The organism is Desulfatibacillum aliphaticivorans DSM 15576 (assembly GCF_000429905.1).
Lineage (GTDB): Bacteria > Desulfobacterota > Desulfobacteria > Desulfobacterales > Desulfatibacillaceae > Desulfatibacillum > Desulfatibacillum aliphaticivorans.
Genome location: NZ_AUCT01000001.1, coordinates 275,680 through 293,294 on the forward strand (window position 1 = coordinate 275,680; position 17,615 = coordinate 293,294).

General features: G+C 53.8%; 14 protein-coding genes. 7 read left to right on the forward strand and 7 right to left on the reverse strand.

The window, feature by feature from the left end; translation table 11 throughout:
- Positions 1-133: 133 nt before the first annotated feature.
- The 4 genes from G491_RS0101255 to G491_RS0101270 all read left to right on the forward strand — a co-directional run bounded on the left by G491_RS0101255 (position 134) and on the right by G491_RS0101270 (position 5,494).
- Positions 134-757, forward strand: a complete 624-nt coding sequence (locus G491_RS0101255) for a TetR/AcrR family transcriptional regulator (protein WP_028313295.1) — start codon at positions 134-136, stop codon at positions 755-757.
- 107 nt (positions 758-864) lie between these two features.
- The gene (locus tag G491_RS0101260) at positions 865-1,707 is read left to right on the forward strand and encodes a hypothetical protein (RefSeq protein ID WP_028313296.1); all 843 of its coding nucleotides are present in this window, start codon (positions 865-867) and stop codon (positions 1,705-1,707) included.
- Between the two features lie 408 nt (positions 1,708-2,115).
- Positions 2,116-3,687: an apolipoprotein N-acyltransferase gene (lnt, locus tag G491_RS0101265; RefSeq protein WP_028313297.1), complete on the forward strand. Its 1,572-nt coding sequence runs from the start codon at positions 2,116-2,118 to the stop codon at positions 3,685-3,687.
- 301 nt (positions 3,688-3,988) lie between these two features.
- Positions 3,989-5,494: a hypothetical protein gene (locus G491_RS0101270; RefSeq protein WP_028313298.1), complete on the forward strand. Its 1,506-nt coding sequence runs from the start codon at positions 3,989-3,991 to the stop codon at positions 5,492-5,494.
- Between the two features lie 140 nt (positions 5,495-5,634).
- Here the strand turns inward: G491_RS0101270 and G491_RS0101275 are convergent, their stop codons facing one another.
- Positions 5,635-6,198, reverse strand: a complete 564-nt coding sequence (locus G491_RS0101275; protein WP_028313299.1) for a flavin reductase family protein — start codon at positions 6,196-6,198, stop codon at positions 5,635-5,637.
- Between the two features lie 249 nt (positions 6,199-6,447).
- Between G491_RS0101275 and prfB the strand changes: the two genes are divergently transcribed.
- From prfB to G491_RS0101290, 3 genes are all read left to right on the forward strand, one after another.
- Positions 6,448-7,546 (forward strand): peptide chain release factor 2 gene (gene prfB / locus G491_RS0101280; protein ID WP_136360590.1). Its coding sequence is split into 2 segments (ribosomal slippage): positions 6,448-6,516 and positions 6,518-7,546, totalling 1,098 coding nucleotides; the frame shifts between segments, so codons are not numbered across the junction.
- 1 nt (position 7,547) lies between these two features.
- Positions 7,548-8,378: an ATP-grasp domain-containing protein gene (locus G491_RS0101285; RefSeq protein WP_028313300.1), complete on the forward strand. Its 831-nt coding sequence runs from the start codon at positions 7,548-7,550 to the stop codon at positions 8,376-8,378.
- A gap of 10 nt (positions 8,379-8,388) precedes the next feature.
- On the forward strand, positions 8,389-8,937 hold the full coding sequence (locus G491_RS0101290) for an HD domain-containing protein (RefSeq protein ID WP_012610696.1): 549 nt from the start codon (positions 8,389-8,391) through the stop codon (positions 8,935-8,937).
- Positions 8,938-8,954: 17 nt separating this feature from the next.
- On the opposite strand, the gene G491_RS28945 is transcribed toward G491_RS0101290, so the two are convergent.
- The 6 genes from G491_RS28945 to aprB all read right to left on the reverse strand — a co-directional run bounded on the left by G491_RS28945 (position 8,955) and on the right by aprB (position 17,532).
- Positions 8,955-9,860 (reverse strand): alpha/beta fold hydrolase, encoded by a 906-nt coding sequence (locus tag G491_RS28945; protein ID WP_051326945.1) that lies wholly within the window; start codon positions 9,858-9,860, stop codon positions 8,955-8,957.
- A 202-nt stretch (positions 9,861-10,062) separates the two neighbouring features.
- Complete coding sequence (qmoC, locus tag G491_RS0101300) at positions 10,063-11,304, reverse strand: quinone-interacting membrane-bound oxidoreductase complex subunit QmoC (RefSeq protein WP_012610698.1); 1,242 nt, start codon at positions 11,302-11,304, stop codon at positions 10,063-10,065.
- 17 nt (positions 11,305-11,321) lie between these two features.
- On the reverse strand, positions 11,322-13,646 hold the full coding sequence (locus tag G491_RS0101305; protein WP_028313301.1) for an FAD-dependent oxidoreductase: 2,325 nt from the start codon (positions 13,644-13,646) through the stop codon (positions 11,322-11,324).
- 10 nt (positions 13,647-13,656) lie between these two features.
- Positions 13,657-14,931, reverse strand: a complete 1,275-nt coding sequence (locus G491_RS0101310) for a CoB--CoM heterodisulfide reductase iron-sulfur subunit A family protein (RefSeq protein ID WP_028313302.1) — start codon at positions 14,929-14,931, stop codon at positions 13,657-13,659.
- Positions 14,932-15,047: 116 nt separating this feature from the next.
- Entirely contained in the window at positions 15,048-17,018 is a 1,971-nt protein-coding gene (gene aprA / locus G491_RS0101315; RefSeq protein ID WP_012610701.1) for an adenylyl-sulfate reductase subunit alpha, read from the reverse strand.
- A 76-nt stretch (positions 17,019-17,094) separates the two neighbouring features.
- Positions 17,095-17,532 (reverse strand): adenylyl-sulfate reductase subunit beta, encoded by a 438-nt coding sequence (gene aprB / locus G491_RS0101320; RefSeq protein ID WP_012610702.1) that lies wholly within the window; start codon positions 17,530-17,532, stop codon positions 17,095-17,097.
- Positions 17,533-17,615 lie beyond the last annotated feature (83 nt).

The window sequence follows — 17,615 nt, forward strand, 5'->3', positions numbered from 1 at the left end:
TTGGTATTTTTCACATCGTGAAAAATTTTTCTTGCACAAATTTTCATCCGAATGTACAGAATGACGAGTCATTCCGTTTTTGATCCTGCGTCATCAATGCTCATCCATGAAAATAAAAGGACCGTTTTTCACGATGCAAGGAAAAAGCTCAAAAACCGCCCAGCCCGACAAGACGGAACAAAAACGGGCTGAAATACTGGCCGCGGCCATGGACGCCTTTGCGGAAAACGGATATCACGCCACCAAGATATCCGACATCGCCCAGCGGCTCGGCATGGGCCACGGAACCTTTTACCGGTATTTTGAAAACAAACTGGACATCTTCATTTCGGTCATCGATCTGATTATCGGCAAGGTCGCGTCCATCGTGGAGTCGGACTATCCCACGGCGACCAACTCCGCCGAAGAATACCACCAGCAGATCATCCGTCTGGGCGAACGCATCTTTGAAGTGTTCCGGGAGGATATGCGGTTCGGCCCCATCCTTTTTTACGAAGCCCTGGGCGTGGACCCGGCTTTAAACGCGAGGATGGAAGCCCTGCTGGACGCCATCGCCCAGGCCACGGAGTTGTATTTCATCAACGGGGTTAAAAAGGGATTTTTACGCCAGGATCTGGACACGCTCATCCTGTCCAAGGCGATCACCGGAGTGTTGGTCGCCGGTGTGCGCGACGTGATGGCCGCGTCCGATCCGGAAGCCGTGACCAAGCGCTGGTCCAGGACCATCGCAGGACTCATGATCAACGGCATGGGCTGAGGCGAGGTCATGAATGAGATATAGCGCCGGCGGCCTTCTATAAGCCGGTTTGAACATGATTGTTTAGAGGGGTCTATAGTTAATCAAAGCAAACCGGGAGGGATATCATGGTACAGGTTGACGTGTTTTGGGCTTACGCCCTGGGATCGACGTTCGCCTCGGCGGCGGCCAGGCAGTTGAAGGAGGAGGATAAGCCTTTTACCTCCAAGTATTTTGTATACAATCTGCTTTTTCTTTCGTGCATATTCGCGCCGTCAGGCATTTACCTGCTTTGGAATTTTCCGGATTGGGAGACCATGCAGGTCGCCAGGTCGCATTTGGATCTGCCGGCCTGGCTTGTAGTGATTTTTTCCGTGACCAACATCACCCAGGGAATATTAGGTTTTTGGATTTCGTACAAATTCATTCGCATGGGGAAGTTTTTCGCCGCCCACATGCAATGGTTTCTCGGATATTTTTTCATGTTTTTTATTTTACTCCATGGTTGGGACGGCCTGGGCTGGCAGCGCTTTTTGTACGATTCGTCGGTGAACAACGGGGCGCCCTGGGCGCCGGGTATGCACATGGGCCTGGGATTTTTAACCTCCAATGTATGCTACACCCTTTTGGGCATGGGCCTGTTTGTGGTTCCCGGCCTGGGGATACCGGTCATCCGGTGGATCGCCCAAGGCGCGGCCATGGACGCCACCCTGCCTAAGGAAAAATCCCGCCAAAATCCCGTGATGCTGGGAGTATGGCTTCTTACCGCAATTTTTGCGGTCAGCCTGCTTTCCGCCGGAGGGGCCGGACTGGCCGTCCATTACATAGGCAAGTTGCTGGGCAGCCAGGGGCTTGGGTTTATTATTGGCCTGGCGGCGTTTGGCGCGGCCGCCTATTTTCTTTTATTTAAACCCCATATGCCGGGTTACCGGGTGTTTCAACAATTGTTCATTGAAGAGCCTGCTGCATAGCATGGGCGTCTATTAACGCAGTGCAAATAGCGCGGACCGGTTAAAAAACCGTTCCGCGCTTTCAATTCTCGCCTGTTCCGCCCATCTTTATGATGCATTTCATACTCTCATGCAGAAAAACAATCTCGGGAGGCATTGACAAAGCCTGATTTTTCGAGGCATTATTTGTTTCCGGAAAACATCCATGATTTTTTTCGGCTGTATATTCACAAAAATCCCTTCCCGGGCAACAAAACGCCGGATATTACAAGTAGATAAGACGCCGCCTGCATTAAAAATGCAGGAACGGATTCTTACAGCAAAAGGGCGGGGATTTGAACGAATAGAGAAATTTGACTCAGGCTGTTTTGGTTAGCCCCTCAGACAGCTTTTTTTGGGTTCGATATTGAATAGCGAGGACATCGGAACGTGGCGGTTTTTTTCAAGGAAAGCATAAAAGGCCCACTGATCCGTTTAATGGCAGCCATGTGCTCGGGCGTGCTCCTGACCTTGGCTTATCCCCAGGCGGATTTATGGTGGATCGCATGGTTCGCCTTTCTGCCTCTCTTGTTCGCCGTGCGCAACAAATCATGGAGCGCGGCTTTCGGCCTGGGATTCCTGACCGGCCTGATTCATAATATTGGACTGGTTTACTGGGTGGACGGAGTCATGCGTCAATACGGGGGGATTCCATGGTACGCCTCATTTCCCTTATTGTTCCTGCTGGCCGTTTATTTATCCGTCTACATGGGCCTGTTTGCCGCGTTCACACGAAAAGGCCCTGTCCGGCCCTTGCGTAGTCTGTTTTTTGCGCCGGCCTTATGGGTGTGCCTGGAGTACGCCCGCACCTATCTCATCACCGGTTTTCCATGGGGGCTTTTGGGCCACACCCAATATCAAAATCTTGAAATCATCCAGATTGCCGACCTGACGGGCGCCTATGGCGTTTCCGCCCTAATCATCCTGGTCAACTACGGCCTATACCTTTTGGGAGCGTCCCTGTATTCGGGCACGCTGTTCGGCCCCACGTTATCCAGGACGCGAGGAATGCTGGCCATTTTGCTCACCGGCATGATTGTGGGCGGCGCCTATTATTACGGAGTGCTCCGCCTGGACCAGGTGAAGCAATCCTGCAAAAACGCCGAGGCCATAGAAGTCGCCGTGATCCAGGGCAATATCGACCAGAACATCAAGTGGAACCCGGCCTATCAGGAGCACACCGTAGACACCTATGTCCGCCTTACCAAAAGCGCCGTAAGCCCCAAGACGGAATTGGCGATCTGGCCCGAAAGCGCCATGCCTTTTTATTTTTCGGCCACAGAGCCTTTTTTAACGGCCCGCGTGCTGAACGAAGCCCGGGAAGACAATCTATATCTGCTTACGGGCAGCATGTCTTTTGAGCGCACGGAAAAAGACCCGATTTTTTACAACAGCGCCTTTCTAATCGGGCAAAACGGCAAAGTCCTCGGTAAGTACGACAAAGCCCATTTGGTCCCTTGGGGGGAATACGTGCCCCTGAAAAAGTACATGCCCTTTATCAATAACCTGGTGGAGCAAGTCAGCGACTTTTCCCCGGGACGAAAAGGCGAAGCCCTGCCCGCCAACGGGGTGAACCTGGGCGTCCTCATTTGCTACGAAATTATTTTCCCCTCCCTTGCCCGGCATCAGGTCCTTGACGGCGCCAATCTGCTGGTGACCATCACAAACGACGCCTGGTTCGGAAGATCCAGCGCCCCCTACCAGCATTTTTCCACCGCGGTTTTCCGCGCCGTGGAAAATCGTAGAGCCGTGGCCAGGGCGGCCAACACGGGCGTCAGCGGTTTCATCGATCCCACGGGCAAAATTTTGGCGGCCACGAACCTGTTCGTCGAGGATACCAGAACAACAAGCCTTCCGCTTCTAAAAACCGGGACCCTGTATACGGAACTGGGCGATCTCTTCGCTTTCATCTGCATGGGATTGGTGATTATTCTCATGTTCGCCGGCCCAAAAACCAAGTGATAGCGCTGTTTTCGGGTATATTTTCGAAGTTCTTGTCCGATCGTGTAAAAAAATTTGATATTCCTTTTTTCCTGCAGTATGATGCCCGTACATTATTTATTTTTGCAAAAAATGATCGGGGACCTGCCCTATAGACCGCCTTAAAAATCTTTATGAATTAAGGCCGATATCGCATTGCCAGCGCTATTTGAAGAGTCCCCACAAACCGCCGGAGCGGACGCCGTCCGGTCCCCCGCCTGCCCCCAAATTGCCGGAAACAGCATATAAGACAGGATAACAAGAATTTTTTGGAGGATAAGCCATGAAAAAAGCCAGGTTCCCAATGGCGATGTTCACTTTGTGCGCAGCATTGATGTGTTTTGCCGCCCCGGCGCTTTTCGCCGCCGAGGTTTTTCATCACGCGGCCGTTATGTCGGAAAACCGCCAGTATTCATCCCAGGATTATTATTACGCTGACGGCCATCCATGGGCCAATGATCAGCCTCGGTGGTTTATGATCGGCAGCGCCCTTACGGACGGAGACGCGCCTTTTCCCGTCAGACTGGTGTCCATTCGCACAGGCCTTCATGAATTAACCTACAATGGGCCTTATTATAGTTTTAACCACCTTTCCTCGGACGGACTGCTTCCCTGGTATCTGGGAGGAGGTTACGACGTGCCGGGCGAGACCTGGGTGGGCGATTATACCTTTGCCGTGGGGCCGTCCGCCCAAAGCGTATGGCAAATTCCATCCAATTCACTGGTGCAGTTGCCGGTTGTCACCTCCGTGTCGGCTACTGCGGGCGAAAACCCCACGTTCTCCTGGAACGGCGCGGCAGGCGCCGACGCCTACGATGTGGTGATTTTCCCCCCGGACCAGAACCGGGAGCCTGTTTTCTCCCAGCCGCTTTTCTTCTCTCCGCCGATTCCCGACACCGGATCTTCCGATCCTTATTCCTATACCTATACTGGGGACCTGTTTAAGAACGGCGTTGACTACCCGGTAGTGATCAGGGCGTTGCAATATCATCCGGAGTCGGACACAAATACGCGCTACACCGACCAGGTGCTTAACCGTTCGGCCCACGTCATCAGGCATGGGGGCTATGACAAGGAAGACCTTTCCACATGGACGGAAGAGGAGGAATTCGGCGCTGATCTTGATATCGACCCCGTGGATAACAGCCGCTATTTTTTTGAATGCACCTCCACGGACCAGGACGCTTCCGACGGCCAGATTAGAAGAGCCAAGGGCGACGCCATAGGCCTTATAGCCGACGTTACCGTGCTCACCGTCACGACCTCCGCCCAAAGCGAGTGGGCCGCCGTGGGCCTGCGGCTGAACGTGGCGGACACGAATAGAGGAACTTACATATCCGCCCAAATCCGTTCGGAATGGAGCGGAGGAAACACACGCATCCACTGCCGGGTCCGGGAACGCAACGACGCCGGCGGCATTTATCGCGAAATTGTACGCGTCAACCAAACCTACGGCTGGAGCTTGAACCAGCCCGTGCCCATGGGGCTGGCCGTGGTCAACGACAATGTTGTGTTCTGGTCGGAAGGCCGGGGCTCATTCTCCGTTCCCTTGCCCTCGAACATTACATACAGGGATGACAGCATTCGCATTTTCATGAGCGTGGACCCGGGTGCGACCACCCTGAACGCCAAGGTGGACAACGTACGGATTCCCACCAAGGAAAACCCGCTCATGTTCGGGGACCTGGGCTATCTGAGCAGCCCCAAAGGGGATTTTAACTATGACGGGAAAATTGGGGTTGAAGACGCTGTCGGGGCCTTGCAGGTGGTTTCCGGAGTCTCTCCATAATTGAAGGCGCCCTGCAGGTGCTTTCCGGGGTAAAACAAGCCGATTGCTGTGAAAGATCTCCCGCCCCCATAAGGCTTTGGGGGCGGGAGAATCCGTTCAAAATCGAATTTGGCAAAGGCGAAATTTTCCGCCCCTTCCGTCTACTTCCTGCCCACGGAAAAGCCCTTGCCCAGGGACTCGCCCAAGCCGCTGTATATTTTGTGCATGGGATCGTAGACAATGGGCTTGATCAGGGAGACGTCCGGCAGGCCGTCCTCCGCCAGTACGGACTCATCCGCCTTCACATCCATGACCTTGCCCACAAACATGGTGTGCAAGCCCAATTCCATGCTTTGCACCAGCTCGCACTCCACAACGAAGGGGATTTCTTCGGCGTATGGGGCGTCCACAAAATCGCCCTTTACTGCATGAAAGCCCGCCTCCGCGAACTTGTCCACCTTGGCGCCGCTCACGATGCCCATATAGTCTGCTTCCTTGACCTGCGACTGTGAGGGAACTCCAAGCGTAAAGGCCTTGCGCTCCACTATCCCTGAATAGGAATAAGTCGCTTTACGCAGGGACACAGTCATGCACACAGGATTGGAGCAGCAGATGCCGCCCCAGGCGGCGGTCATCAGATTGGGCTTTCCCTCTTTGTCGTAGGTTCCCACCAGGAGCACGGGCGTTGCGGGGAGGTAGGTTTGCGGTCCGAACGATTTTTTCATAGCATCCTCCATCAGACATGATTTCATGGGGCTTTGGGAATCTTTGACCTGTCTTTCTTTAGTAAAGCGCCTCACCCTTTTTTGGCAAGATATATTCCGGCGGCGCTTGGCCCGGCCATTTTCTCCGGCGTCCTGTCCGGAGTTTTCAGCCCTCTAATTCATCTTTACAAATTTTTTAGAATGCGTCATTATTAAAGGGTTTCTCTTAATGAATAATCCCGAAAACGGGCTTGTATACAGGAGGCGATCATGAGCAGCGAGTTGAAACAATTAATCAAAGATCTCCAGGAAAAATTAGTTCAATTGAAGGAGTATCTTTGACTTAGAAAGTAAAAAGCAAAGATTAGCCGAAATTGAGTCCATCATGGCCCAGGATGGGTTCTGGGACTCGCCTGATAAAAATACAGCCATATTAAAGGAACGCACAAGCATTACCTCTCTGGTGGAAGGCTGGGAGAAGCTCGCAGAAGAGTTGTCCGAAGCAGAGGTCCTTCTGGAATTGGGCGTGGAGGAAGAGGACGGCCAAACCATTGAAGAGGCCCGCCAACACCTTGTCAAAATTGAAAAAGGCATAGACAAGCTGTCCCTCAGCCGCATGCTGGACGGCGAAGACGACGCCCGCAACGCCATTGTGGCCATCAATGCCGGCGCAGGCGGAACCGACGCCCAGGACTGGGCGGAAATGCTTTTGCGCATGTATCTCCGGTGGGTGGAGCAAAAGGGCTTCTCGTACTCCATCATAGATTATCAGCCGGGCGACGAAGCCGGGGTCAAAGGCGTCACCTTTACCGTAACCGGCGACTATGCCTACGGATATCTGAAGACCGAAGAAGGCGTCCATCGCCTTGTCCGCATTTCTCCCTTCAACTCCAACGGCAAGCGCCAGACCTCCTTTGCATCCGTCGCGGTCTACCCTGAAATAGACCAGGAAATCGTGGTGGACGTGAACGAAAAGGATCTGCGAATTGACGTGTTCCGGGCCAGCGGCGCGGGCGGCCAGCATGTAAACAAGACCAGTTCCGCCGTGCGGATTCTGCACATCCCCACAGGCATTGTCGTCCAATGCCAGCAGGAAAAGTCCCAGCACAGAAATCGCGACCTTGCCATGAAAGTCCTGAAAGCCAGGCTGTACCAGGTGGAGCAGGAACAACAGCAAAAGCAAATGCAGGACAATTATGAGGCCAAGGAGGAAATCGGCTTCGGCAACCAGATCCGGTCTTACGTCCTACATCCCTATCAGATGGTGAAGGACCACCGGATCAACATGGACGTGGGCAATGTGAACGCCGTGCTTGACGGAGATATCGACCCCTTTATCGAAGCTGTGCTCCTTTCCGGGCATAAATAAAATGATCGTTTCGCTGCATCCGCATTTCAAAGGGGACTTCGGCCTGACCTTGTCGGTCAAAAGCCTGTCTGAGTATCAGACCGCGGGCATTTTGAAAAACGCCGCGGCCATTATAGTGCCTCAAAGCGTCAATCAGGAGCAGTACGCCATCTGCCGGAGTTTTACGGATTGCATTTTCCCCAACTATTCCAATCGATTCGGTTTTGAAGGCAAGGTCGGCAATTCTCTTTTATTGAATAAATTCGGCCTGCCGCACCCCAAAACCTTATTGTTCGAGTCCGCGGACGACTGGCGGAGGAAATTTCCGGATCCTGACCGCCCTCCCCTGCCCCGCCCTTTTGTCCTGAAAAATAACCAGGGCGGATGCGGATTCGGCATTTTTCTGATAACAAGCCAAGATGAACTTGATACGGCTTTGGATTTTTTTCAAAAGCAGGGAGGCGGTTTCGTTGCTCAGGAATTTGTGGATCATGGCGGAAAAGACCTGCGCGTGGTCCTGATAGGCGACATGGTTAAAACATACTGGCGCTGCCAAAAGACGCCCGGAGAATTTAGAAACAACGTGGGCAAAGGCGCATTGATCGACCGGGAAGGCGATCCGGAGCTGACCGCCGAAGGGGTGGAATGCGTCAAAGGTTTCAAGGACAGAACGGGAGTCAACCTGGCGGCTGTGGACGTATTGTTCGATCAAAACAAAAAAAAGCCGCTCATTAGTGAAATAAATTTTGTTTTCGGCCGAAAAGGAGTAGGAGGCGTAACGGCCTTCCGCAGTATGTTTAACGCGGCCGCCGTGCAATGGCTAAAAGGCAAGGGCCTTCGCCTTTTTCATTGAGAGAAGAAAGATGGACCCCATAGAAATTATAAAAAGATATTACGATCCCGAATCAAAAGCCTACGCCATACTGGTGAATCATTCCACCTGGGTGGCGGATAGGGCTGTGGCCCTGGCCAAAAGAATCGGCCCTGGTTCCATTGACCTGGATTTTCTCCATGAAGCGGCCATGCTGCATGACATCGGCATATTCACCACCAACGCTCCCGGCCTGGATTGCCACGGCGACCTGCATTATCTGCATCACGGCATAGAAGGGAAAAAGATCCTGGATGCAGACAACATGCCTCGCCACGGTCTGGTCTGTGAACGCCACGTAGGCGTGGGCATTCCCAAAGAGGAAGCGGCCCTGTTTAATATGGGCCTGCCGGAAAGGGATATGCTCCCGCTTAGCCAGGAAGAAAAAATTATCTGCTACGTGGACAAATTCCACTCAAAAAACGGCCACGCCCAAGGCGTAACAAAATCCGTGGATCAGGTCGCCGGAGGGCTTGCCAAGTTTGGAGAAGAAAAGGTTGCAATATTTCAGCAATGGGTGAAAGAGTTCGGCCTGCCCTGACTGTGACCGCGCCGGAACTAATCTTCAAAAAACGCCGCGATAATCGGTGAAACCACCCCGTGCTTTTCATAATGGGGAACATGCGCTGCATTTTCAATGGAGTGAAACTCGGTTTGAGGAATGGCCGCCATCACCTTTTCGTGGTGTTCGTAGGGCACGGTTTGATCGTTCTCTCCCCAAATCAACAGAACGGGCTTGCCTAACTTTCCAACCGCTTTAAACGCCTCTTCCTGGTCGTTCAGGTTGAAATCCTTCAGTGTGCGTAAGATGGCCCGCTTGTATCCATCATACTTCATTTGATCGTCAAACTTGGCCAAAAAAGGCTTCACCTGGCTTTGGTCGTAAAACGATTTGGCGGCGCTTTTTCGAATAGTCCTGTCTCCCATGACGCTCATCAAGAAATCTCCCAAGCCCGGAATGCGCACCAGCTTGGCCGTGAAAGGAATCTTGACGGGAAAGCCCGCAGGGGCGATCATACCTACCCTGCTGACCTTTTCAGGATGCCTGGCCGTAAAGATGGTGACAATGGCCCCGCCCATGGACAAACCCAGAAGATTGACGGGCTGCTTTATATCCAAGGCGTCAAGCAGTTCCTCCAGTTGGGAGTCGAACAAGTCTTCGTTGTATTTCACGTCCGGGCGGTCCGAATATCCGCGGCCGTACAAATCGTACGTCAGAACCTGAAATCCTGCGTCCGTCAGCGCGGGGACGGTTCTTTCCCAGATGAACATGGGAGTGGAGAAGCCGTGAACCAACACAACGACCTCGCCGTCTTCCGGCCCGTCCAGGCTATAATGAACCTTACCCTGGGAAAGCTGGACGAACGACCCCGGCGCCGAGGAGCGGGCGGAGTTATCCAACGGCATGGTTGAGGCGCAACCAAAACAACAAGCCAAAACAGCGACGATCAGATAGCGATGCATGGAATCCCCCTTTTTTTTAACTGGCGATGGCCGGCTATAAAGCGGACTGGTTGTGATGAATTGAATGGATTGATTATTCTATTATGAAATCAGGCAAAAAAGGAAGGAAAAATCCAGGGCTTAAAATAAAAGCCGGGGGAGGCTTTTTTCGGAGATGAAAAAAGACCTTCCCCCGACAGTGGAAACAAAGAACTGCAAATGCTTATTTTGCGTCTCTTCCGGCGTACTCGGCGTAGCACAGGGCCACAGTCCTGTAAACCAAGTGAGCCAGTTTGGAGAACGGCACGTAAGCAAACAGGCACCACACAAAAATCAGGTGCACATAGTAGGTCAGGTAGGTCACGAACTCGGCGCCTGCGAGGCGAGTGACTTCCGCGCCAAGACCGGTAACGGCCAGACCCAACACCAGACCCAAAAGGCTCCAGTCAGGATAGCTGCTCTTCAGGTGGTTTTCGCTCTTGCCCAAACGGTTCTTGATCATGGCCAAGGAGCCGATCAGCAAAGCGATGCCGGCAAAATTGGCAAGCCACTTGATGGGGTTAAGCTGGCTGTAAGGGCCGTGCCATGCATGGTCGTACCCGGCTACCAGGGCTGATCCATAAAGGATGAGCATAAAGCAGGTTGTGACAATGAACAGACCGATGAAGCCGAACAACACCATCATATGGGAGGTGCCGCGGGACTTGTTCTCGGAGCATTCATTGAATTTTTCGTGACGCAGAATGGAGGCGGCGACCTTGGGCAGAGCCTGGGCAATGCCCTTCCAGGAAAACTCGGTTTCCTTGACCTTGCCTTCGGCCACAGCTGCATTATGCATGTTGGTCGCAAACTTCTTGACGCCCAGAGCAAAGCACACAACGGCGAAAATGGCGGTGGGGATGAAGATCATATCCACCAGCCAGGTGTTGAAAAACGCCGAGTGGGCGATGTGTCCATGAAACAACTCGGGAGAGAAGTTCAGGAAGGTAGTCTGGGTGTAGTCAAAACGGAAGATGGCGCCCAGGATGGGGCCGATCACCGCCCAAAGCATGGGAGCGATCACTTTGCCCATGATCAGGAACAGGACGGCCGGGATCAAAAGCAGCACAGGCAGCTTTTTGGGATCGTTTACGGCCCTGGCCAGCGCCGGAATGGGAGAGTTCTCTTCAATGGCCACGTTGCGGACCGCGCCCAGCACATCGCCGGGACGGGCGCCGCGGGGGCACATGACGGAGCAGTCTCCACATTGGTGGCACAACCAGATATCCACGTTGTTCACCAAGCGGTCCTTCAGACCCCAGGAAGCAGCAATCATTTCCTTGCGAGGAAAAGGCTTGTTGTCCGGAGAAATGGGGCACGCTACGGAGCAGGTGGCGCACTGAAAGCACTTCTTCAGCGTGTCGCCGCCGCGCTCATTGAGCACTTTAATAAAACTAACATCAGGTTCCAACAGTTGTTGACCCATTGTTTTTTCCTCCTAAATCAGAATCCCTTGAACGGGTTGGGTCCAAGATCTTCGACTTCCTCACAGAACTTGTTGATGATCCCGGGGAGCTTGTCGTATTCGTCAATAGCTACCTGGACCTGGGTCACACGTTCCGGTTCCAGTGCGAGGCTGGCAAGGGCGTCGCCGATTTTCTTCATACGAATGTCGGCCAGTTCAGAGCCCTTGACAAAATGGCACTGATAGTCGTCGCCATGCTTGCACCCGATGAGGATGGCTCCGTCCATGCCCTGAGACAATGCGTCCTTGATCCAGATCACGTTCACGGAACCCAGGCAGCGCACAGGAATGATACGAAGCTGATGGTTATAGGTCAGACCGTTCATGGCTGCGATGTCCAGAGCCGGCATTGCGTCGTTTTCGCAGACCAAAGCCAGGATGCGCAGGGGCGGTTCGTCGAAGTCGTCTTCAGACGGAACCTTGATGCACTTGACCTGGGAGCCGATGGAGTCGATGTTGTAGTCCGCAAAGCCGATGATGCGTTCGGGACAAGCGCCCATACAGGTTCCGCAACGGCGGCACCGTGTGGGATTGGGCTTGGGCGTTCCTCTTTCATCGTCGTCCAGGGCGCCAAAGGGGCATTCTTCCGTGCAGCGCTTGCACTGGGTGCAGCGTTGGAAGAAGAAGTCCGGGAAGGTCTTATCGCCGGAACGGGGATGAACCGATACGCCGCGGTCGGTGGACTCGAGGCACTGAATGGCCTTGAGTGCGGCGCCGGTGGCGTCTTCCACGGACTCAGCCATGGTGAGGCTGCGCCTCACGCCGCCGGCGGCGTAGATGCCGGTGCGCTGAGTTTCGTAAGGGAAGCAGATGAAGTTAGAATCGCAGTAGCCGTTGAACAGGCCGATGTCGCGGAAAGCCGGGCCCTGGCGATAAGCCAGGTTGACGACCGGATCGTCCTTGGTGGCGGGCACCATGCCGGTGGCCAGAACCACCAGGTCGGCCTTGACCTGGATTTTTTCGCCCAACAGGGTGTTGTCCGCTTCCACAATCAGGCCTGCGTCGCCTTTGGATACGCTGACGACCTCGCCCTTGGTCAGGAAGATGCCGGGGGTCTGCTGAATGCTCTTGTAAAAGTTTTCAGACAGGCCGGGCGTGCGCATGTGTTGATAGAACACAAAGGCTTTTCCGTCTTCATAGTCTTCGGTGACGTACTTGGCCTGTTTCAGGGAAACAAGGCTGGTCACGGAAGAAGCATAGGGGAAGTCGGAGTCGTCGCCCTGTCCCGGGCTTTGCACGAAGACCACGCTTTTGGCGGCCTGGCCGTCCGCAGTGACGATCTTGCCCTTGGCGGCCATTTCTTCAAACTGGGCGTTGGTGACGACGTTTTCTTCCACGCCGAAGCCCAGATGCGCAAATTCGCCTTCCGCAGGTTTGTAAGGTCTCCAACCTGCGGCCAGAACCACGGCGCCGAATTTTTCTCCGTCGGGGTCCAGCTTCAGGATGTCGTGCCTTCCTTCGTTGTATTCCTTGTACTTGACGGCCAGAGCATCGTTGTCCAGCTCTTTTCCGTTCTCATCCACCTTCATTTCATCCGGCAGCGGATAAGGCACGTCAAAAGGAATTTTTTCGCCGGGCTTTTTCAGGGTCACGGTGAAGTCGCCGGGTTGTCCGGCGATACGAGCGACCACTGTGCCGGTCTTTACGGTGATTTTGGGATTTTCCTCTACTTTGGCGATCAGGCTTCCAATGATGGGAGACTGGAGTTCCTCGTAAGGATACGCCATGGGAAGCTGCTTACGCACCTTGGCGGCCCAGCCGCCCAGAGCATCTTCCTTCTCCACGATGGTCACGTCGTAGCCGACGGCTGCAGCGTCGAGAGCCGCGGAAATGCCGGTGATGCCGCCGCCGATGACCATGATCTTCCTGTTTGTGCCTTCTTCCAGTTGATAAGGTTCGGGCAGCTTGATTTTTTCGGCGTTGACCATGCCCATGCGGAGATAGTCTTCAGCCATCATCTGCAGGTTGTTAGGCTCGTCTTCGGGAATCTCTTCGTCGGTGATAAGGTCTTTATGGGACCACACAACGCCTTCACGAAGGTTGACGCGCTGAACAATGCAGTTATCAAACTTGAAAACGTCCCAGTTAACCCTGCGGGAGCAGGCGCCGATCACGATGGTGTTGACCCCATCAGCCACGTCCTTCTTGATGAGGTCCACACCGCTCTGGCTGCATAGAAAAGGATGGGTCTTGCAATTGGAATAGCCCTCCTCTTCGGGGACTTCCTCGATCAGACCTTTAATGTCAAGGGCGTCTCCGATTCCGCATCCAGAACAGATATAGAAACCGAACTTCTTGTCCATGGATTACCTCCTACCTCTTCACCAAGGTTTGAATGGCCTTCAAAGCCATGCCAGTTGCATTCTGGTTCGAAGACACCACATCAGCCGGTTGGGCGGCGCATCCACAAGCAAACATTCCACCAGCCGCATAATCATTGATGATGAAACCATCATCCGTGTATTTGAGATCAGCCGGAAGTTTGTTAAGCGCTGCGGAAGGCTGCATACCGGTTGCCAGAACCGCCATACTCACGGTTTGGGAGACCTTTTCCCCGGTGACGGCGTTTTCTGCGGTCACGGTGATATCGCCTGAGGCATCGGCGGAAACTTCCGCTACTTTGCCCTTGATGAAAAATACGTTTTCGTCTTCCTTGACCTTCTTGTAGAACTTCTCGTACCTGTCGCCCGGTGCACGGAGATCAATGTAGAAAATGTAGATCTTAGCGTCCGGATACTGCTCCCTGATGTAGCAGGCGTGCTTCAGGGAAGCCATGCAGCAGATGTAGGAGCAGTAGGGCAGGTGGTTCTCGTCTCTGGAGCCGGCGCATTGGACGAAGGCCACGCTTTCAGGCGCGGTGTTGTCCGAAGGCCGAACGATCTGACCCTTTGTAGGTCCGTTCGGGGCGGCCAGACGCTCCAGCATCATGTTTGTGATTATGTTGTCGTACTGTCCAAAACCGAGATTGTCGATCTTGGTAGCATCGTAGGGTTCCCAACCCGTCGCCCACACTATGGCGCCCACTTTAAGGTTAATGGTTCTGGGCTCCATTTCGAGGTCAACGGCGTCATATTTACAAGCTTCCAAACAACGTTTGGCATCCTCGGTTCCAATGATCTTGGGTGAGATCATGTAGCGTGCGGGCATGGCCATTTCGTGAGGCAGGAAAGCCCCCTTGGTTTTGTCCATGCCGAAGTTGAAATCGTTATCCACTTCGATCTGGCACGCTTTCGCGCACTCGCCGCAGCAAGTGCAGTTTTCGTTAACATACCGGGGATTCAGCTTTATTTCCACGTCATAGTCGCCAGGACCGCCCGAGACCTTGACCACTTCGGCCAGGGTGAAGGTTTTGATGCCGGGGTTGTCCTTGATTCGGCGAAAGTTGATCTCGAGTCCGCATGTGGGAGGACATAGCTTGGGAAAATACTGATTCAGCTGAGATACTCTCCCGCCGAGATACGGGTTCTTTTCAACCAAAAAGACCTCGTACCCCACTTCGGCGGCTTCGAGGGTCGTGGTCAGTCCGCTGATACCCCCTCCCACCACTAAAATGCTTCCGCTGGCACGAGCCGCAGTGTCTGTTGTCATGCTATCCCTCCGTGCACAAAAAACATATGCGCTAAAATTCTGGGGTATACTTAATAAAAACCTCCAGGCGTCGCAAAGAACGCCTGGAGGTGAATGTCAATCAAACAGCATGGGTACTAGCTGATGATCTTGATGTAGTCTTCTTTCTTGCATTCCCAGGTTCCGGCCTTGGGGTCGTACTTGGAATTGACGAAGCAGAACCAGTTTTCGTCGTCCTGGCCCGGGTAGTCGGCTTGATAGTAGAAGCCGGGGTAGCGGGTTTCTTTACGGAACTGGATGTGACGCAGGTGAGCTTCCACCGTCCAAATGCGGTGGTAGATTTCCCAGGCGCGCATCAGTTCGTGCAGGTCGCCGGCAGCCAGTTTTTCGCAGTCTTCGCGCATGGTTTCCAGAAGATCCATCACCACTTCCAGGGACTTGGAAGAAGTTTGATAGAACGTAGCGGTTCCAGCGCCGTACTCATGGGTAGCTTTCATGAGACGGAGAGCCATGCCGGCAGGCTTGATGTAGTTGGGGTTGATGTCGACGGCGGTGGTGTAAGCGGAGAACTCATGGAAGACCTTGACGGGTTTCCATACCAGGTCGACCAGCTCTTCATTGGACTTGTTCAGAGCGGGTTTGAAGCCGGCGTTGTTCTTCACAAAGCGAGCCATAGCCTTGGCAACCATACGGCCTTCAGCATGGGAGCCGGAGGAGAACTTGTGACCGGAGCAGCCCACGCCGTCGCCAGCGGTGAACAGACCGTTAACGGTGGTCATACGGTTGTAGACAACGCCGTTGTAGTCCCATTTGTAAGAAGCGGGGACCCAGTCTTCTGCAGGGCCGGAGCACCACAGGCCGCAGCAGCCGGAGTGAGAGCCCAACAGGTAAGGTTCGGTGGGCATGATTTCGGAGTTTTTCTTCTCAGGCTCGGTGTTGGTGGCGCACCACAGGTTGGCCTGTCCACAGGTCATGTCCAGGAAGTCTTCCCAAGCTTCGGATTCGAGGTGCTTGAGTTCTTTCTTGTCCATGGTTTCGCCCAGAGTTGCCAGAGCGGTGACGGTGTCCATGATGATGGGGCCGCGGCCTTCTTTCATCTCGAACAGCATCAGGTGGTTACGCAGACAGGTCGGGGTGATGGCGGCCGTTCCGTAAGGAGCGTATTTTTCCAACTCAGCCTTGGCTGCATCGGATCCGGCGTAGGGTTCGCCCAAGCCGTTGAGGGTCTTGGCTTTGAACAGCAGGAACCAAGCGCCGACAGGGCCGTAACCGTCTTTGAAGCGAGCCGGGGTGAAACGGTTTTCCATCATGGAGAGTTCGGCGCCCACCTTCATGCACATGGTGTACGTGGAGCCGGCATTCCATACGGGGTACCAGGCGCGGCCTTTACCTTCACCAACGGACCGGGGCTGGTAGATGTTGACGGCGCCGCCGCAAGCCACCATCATGGTGTTGCACTTGATGATGTAGATCTTGTTTTCGCGGACGGAGAAGCCCACTGCGCCGGCAATGCGGTTTTCTTCGTTGGCATCGAGAACGAGTTCAACGATGAACACGCGCTCGAGGATGTTTTCTTCGCCCAGAGCGAGCTTGGCGGCTTCAGCGACGACTCTCTTGTAGGATTCGCCGTTGATCATGATCTGCCATTTACCGGTGCGGACCGGCTGAGCGCCGCTCTTCAGGGTGCCCATCTTCTGGCCTTTTTTACCGTCCAGGTTCTTTCCGTCGTCGGTTTTCTTCCAAACGGGAAGTCCCCATTCTTCGAACAGATGGACGGAATCGTCCACGTGACGGCCAAGGTCAAAGATCAAGTCTTCGCGGACCAGACCCATCAGGTCGTTACGAACCATGCGGACGTAATCTTCCTTGGAGTTGGTTCCCACGTAGGTATTGATGGCGGAGAGGCCCTGCGCAACAGCGCCGGAGCGTTCCATAGCAGCTTTATCGCAAAGCAGGATGCTTTTGTCGGCAGCCCATTTTTTGATTTCAAAAGCGGTACCGCAAGCAGCCATGCCGCCGCCCACGATCAGAATGTCAACTTCCCGCTCTTCTACTTCAGGATTCAGGTCCGCCTTGAGTTCTCCCAGAGGTTTGTTCGGTAATGCCATATTGTTCCTCCTTAAAAAAGGGTCGAATATTCGATGTTACTTTAAAGTTCAGATTCACTGCATTCCAAAGTCCGAACTAGGCCAGTTCGGTGGGGCCAGCCATTACCATGCCATCGGCTTCTTCGGTGGACAGCAGTTCGGAATCAATGTCCTTGCCCTGCAGGTCCAGATAAGCGTTGGCGGATCCTTCAGCAGTGGTCCGGATGGGGAACTTAAAGCGTTTGACGGTTCCGTTGCGGAACTTACAGGTCCACATAACATCTTCGGTGCCCATCATTGGCATAATAGAGCTTCCCAGAGGCACAAAGTCGGAGTAACCGCGCACTTCGATAGCCTGGGTCGGGCAGATCTTGACACAGGAAAAGCATTCCCAGCACTGATCGGGCTCTTGGTTGTAAGCCTTCATGGCATTGGGATCCAAGACCATCAGGTCATTGGGGCAGATGTACATGCATGCGGTCTTTTCGCCACCTTTGCAGCCGTCACATTTTTCTTGAATTACGAAACTCGGCATAAACTATACCTCCTAAAGTTCACGTTGTCAGCAGATACACTCAACTAATTGCCAAGGCAGGGCCAAGCGTTGTCAGCTCTCCT

Excerpts from the sequence above, each read along its gene's own strand:
- G491_RS0101285 (WP_028313300.1), top strand. The coding sequence starts at position 7,548 with ATGATCGTTTCGCTGCATCCGCATTTCAAAGGGGACTTCGGCCTGACC.
- qmoC (WP_012610698.1), bottom strand. The coding sequence starts at position 11,304 with ATGGGTCAACAACTGTTGGAACCTGATGTTAGTTTTATTAAAGTGCTC.
- aprA (WP_012610701.1), bottom strand. The coding sequence starts at position 17,018 with ATGGCATTACCGAACAAACCTCTGGGAGAACTCAAGGCGGACCTGAAT.
- G491_RS0101270 (WP_028313298.1), top strand. The coding sequence starts at position 3,989 with ATGAAAAAAGCCAGGTTCCCAATGGCGATGTTCACTTTGTGCGCAGCA.
- G491_RS0101260 (WP_028313296.1), top strand. The coding sequence starts at position 865 with ATGGTACAGGTTGACGTGTTTTGGGCTTACGCCCTGGGATCGACGTTC.
- G491_RS0101255 (WP_028313295.1), top strand. The coding sequence starts at position 134 with ATGCAAGGAAAAAGCTCAAAAACCGCCCAGCCCGACAAGACGGAACAA.
- G491_RS0101310 (WP_028313302.1), bottom strand. The coding sequence starts at position 14,931 with ATGACAACAGACACTGCGGCTCGTGCCAGCGGAAGCATTTTAGTGGTG.
- G491_RS0101290 (WP_012610696.1), top strand. The coding sequence starts at position 8,389 with ATGGACCCCATAGAAATTATAAAAAGATATTACGATCCCGAATCAAAA.
- G491_RS0101305 (WP_028313301.1), bottom strand. The coding sequence starts at position 13,646 with ATGGACAAGAAGTTCGGTTTCTATATCTGTTCTGGATGCGGAATCGGA.
- aprB (WP_012610702.1), bottom strand. The coding sequence starts at position 17,532 with ATGCCGAGTTTCGTAATTCAAGAAAAATGTGACGGCTGCAAAGGTGGC.
- G491_RS0101275 (WP_028313299.1), bottom strand. The coding sequence starts at position 6,198 with ATGAAAAAATCGTTCGGACCGCAAACCTACCTCCCCGCAACGCCCGTG.
- G491_RS28945 (WP_051326945.1), bottom strand. The coding sequence starts at position 9,860 with ATGCATCGCTATCTGATCGTCGCTGTTTTGGCTTGTTGTTTTGGTTGC.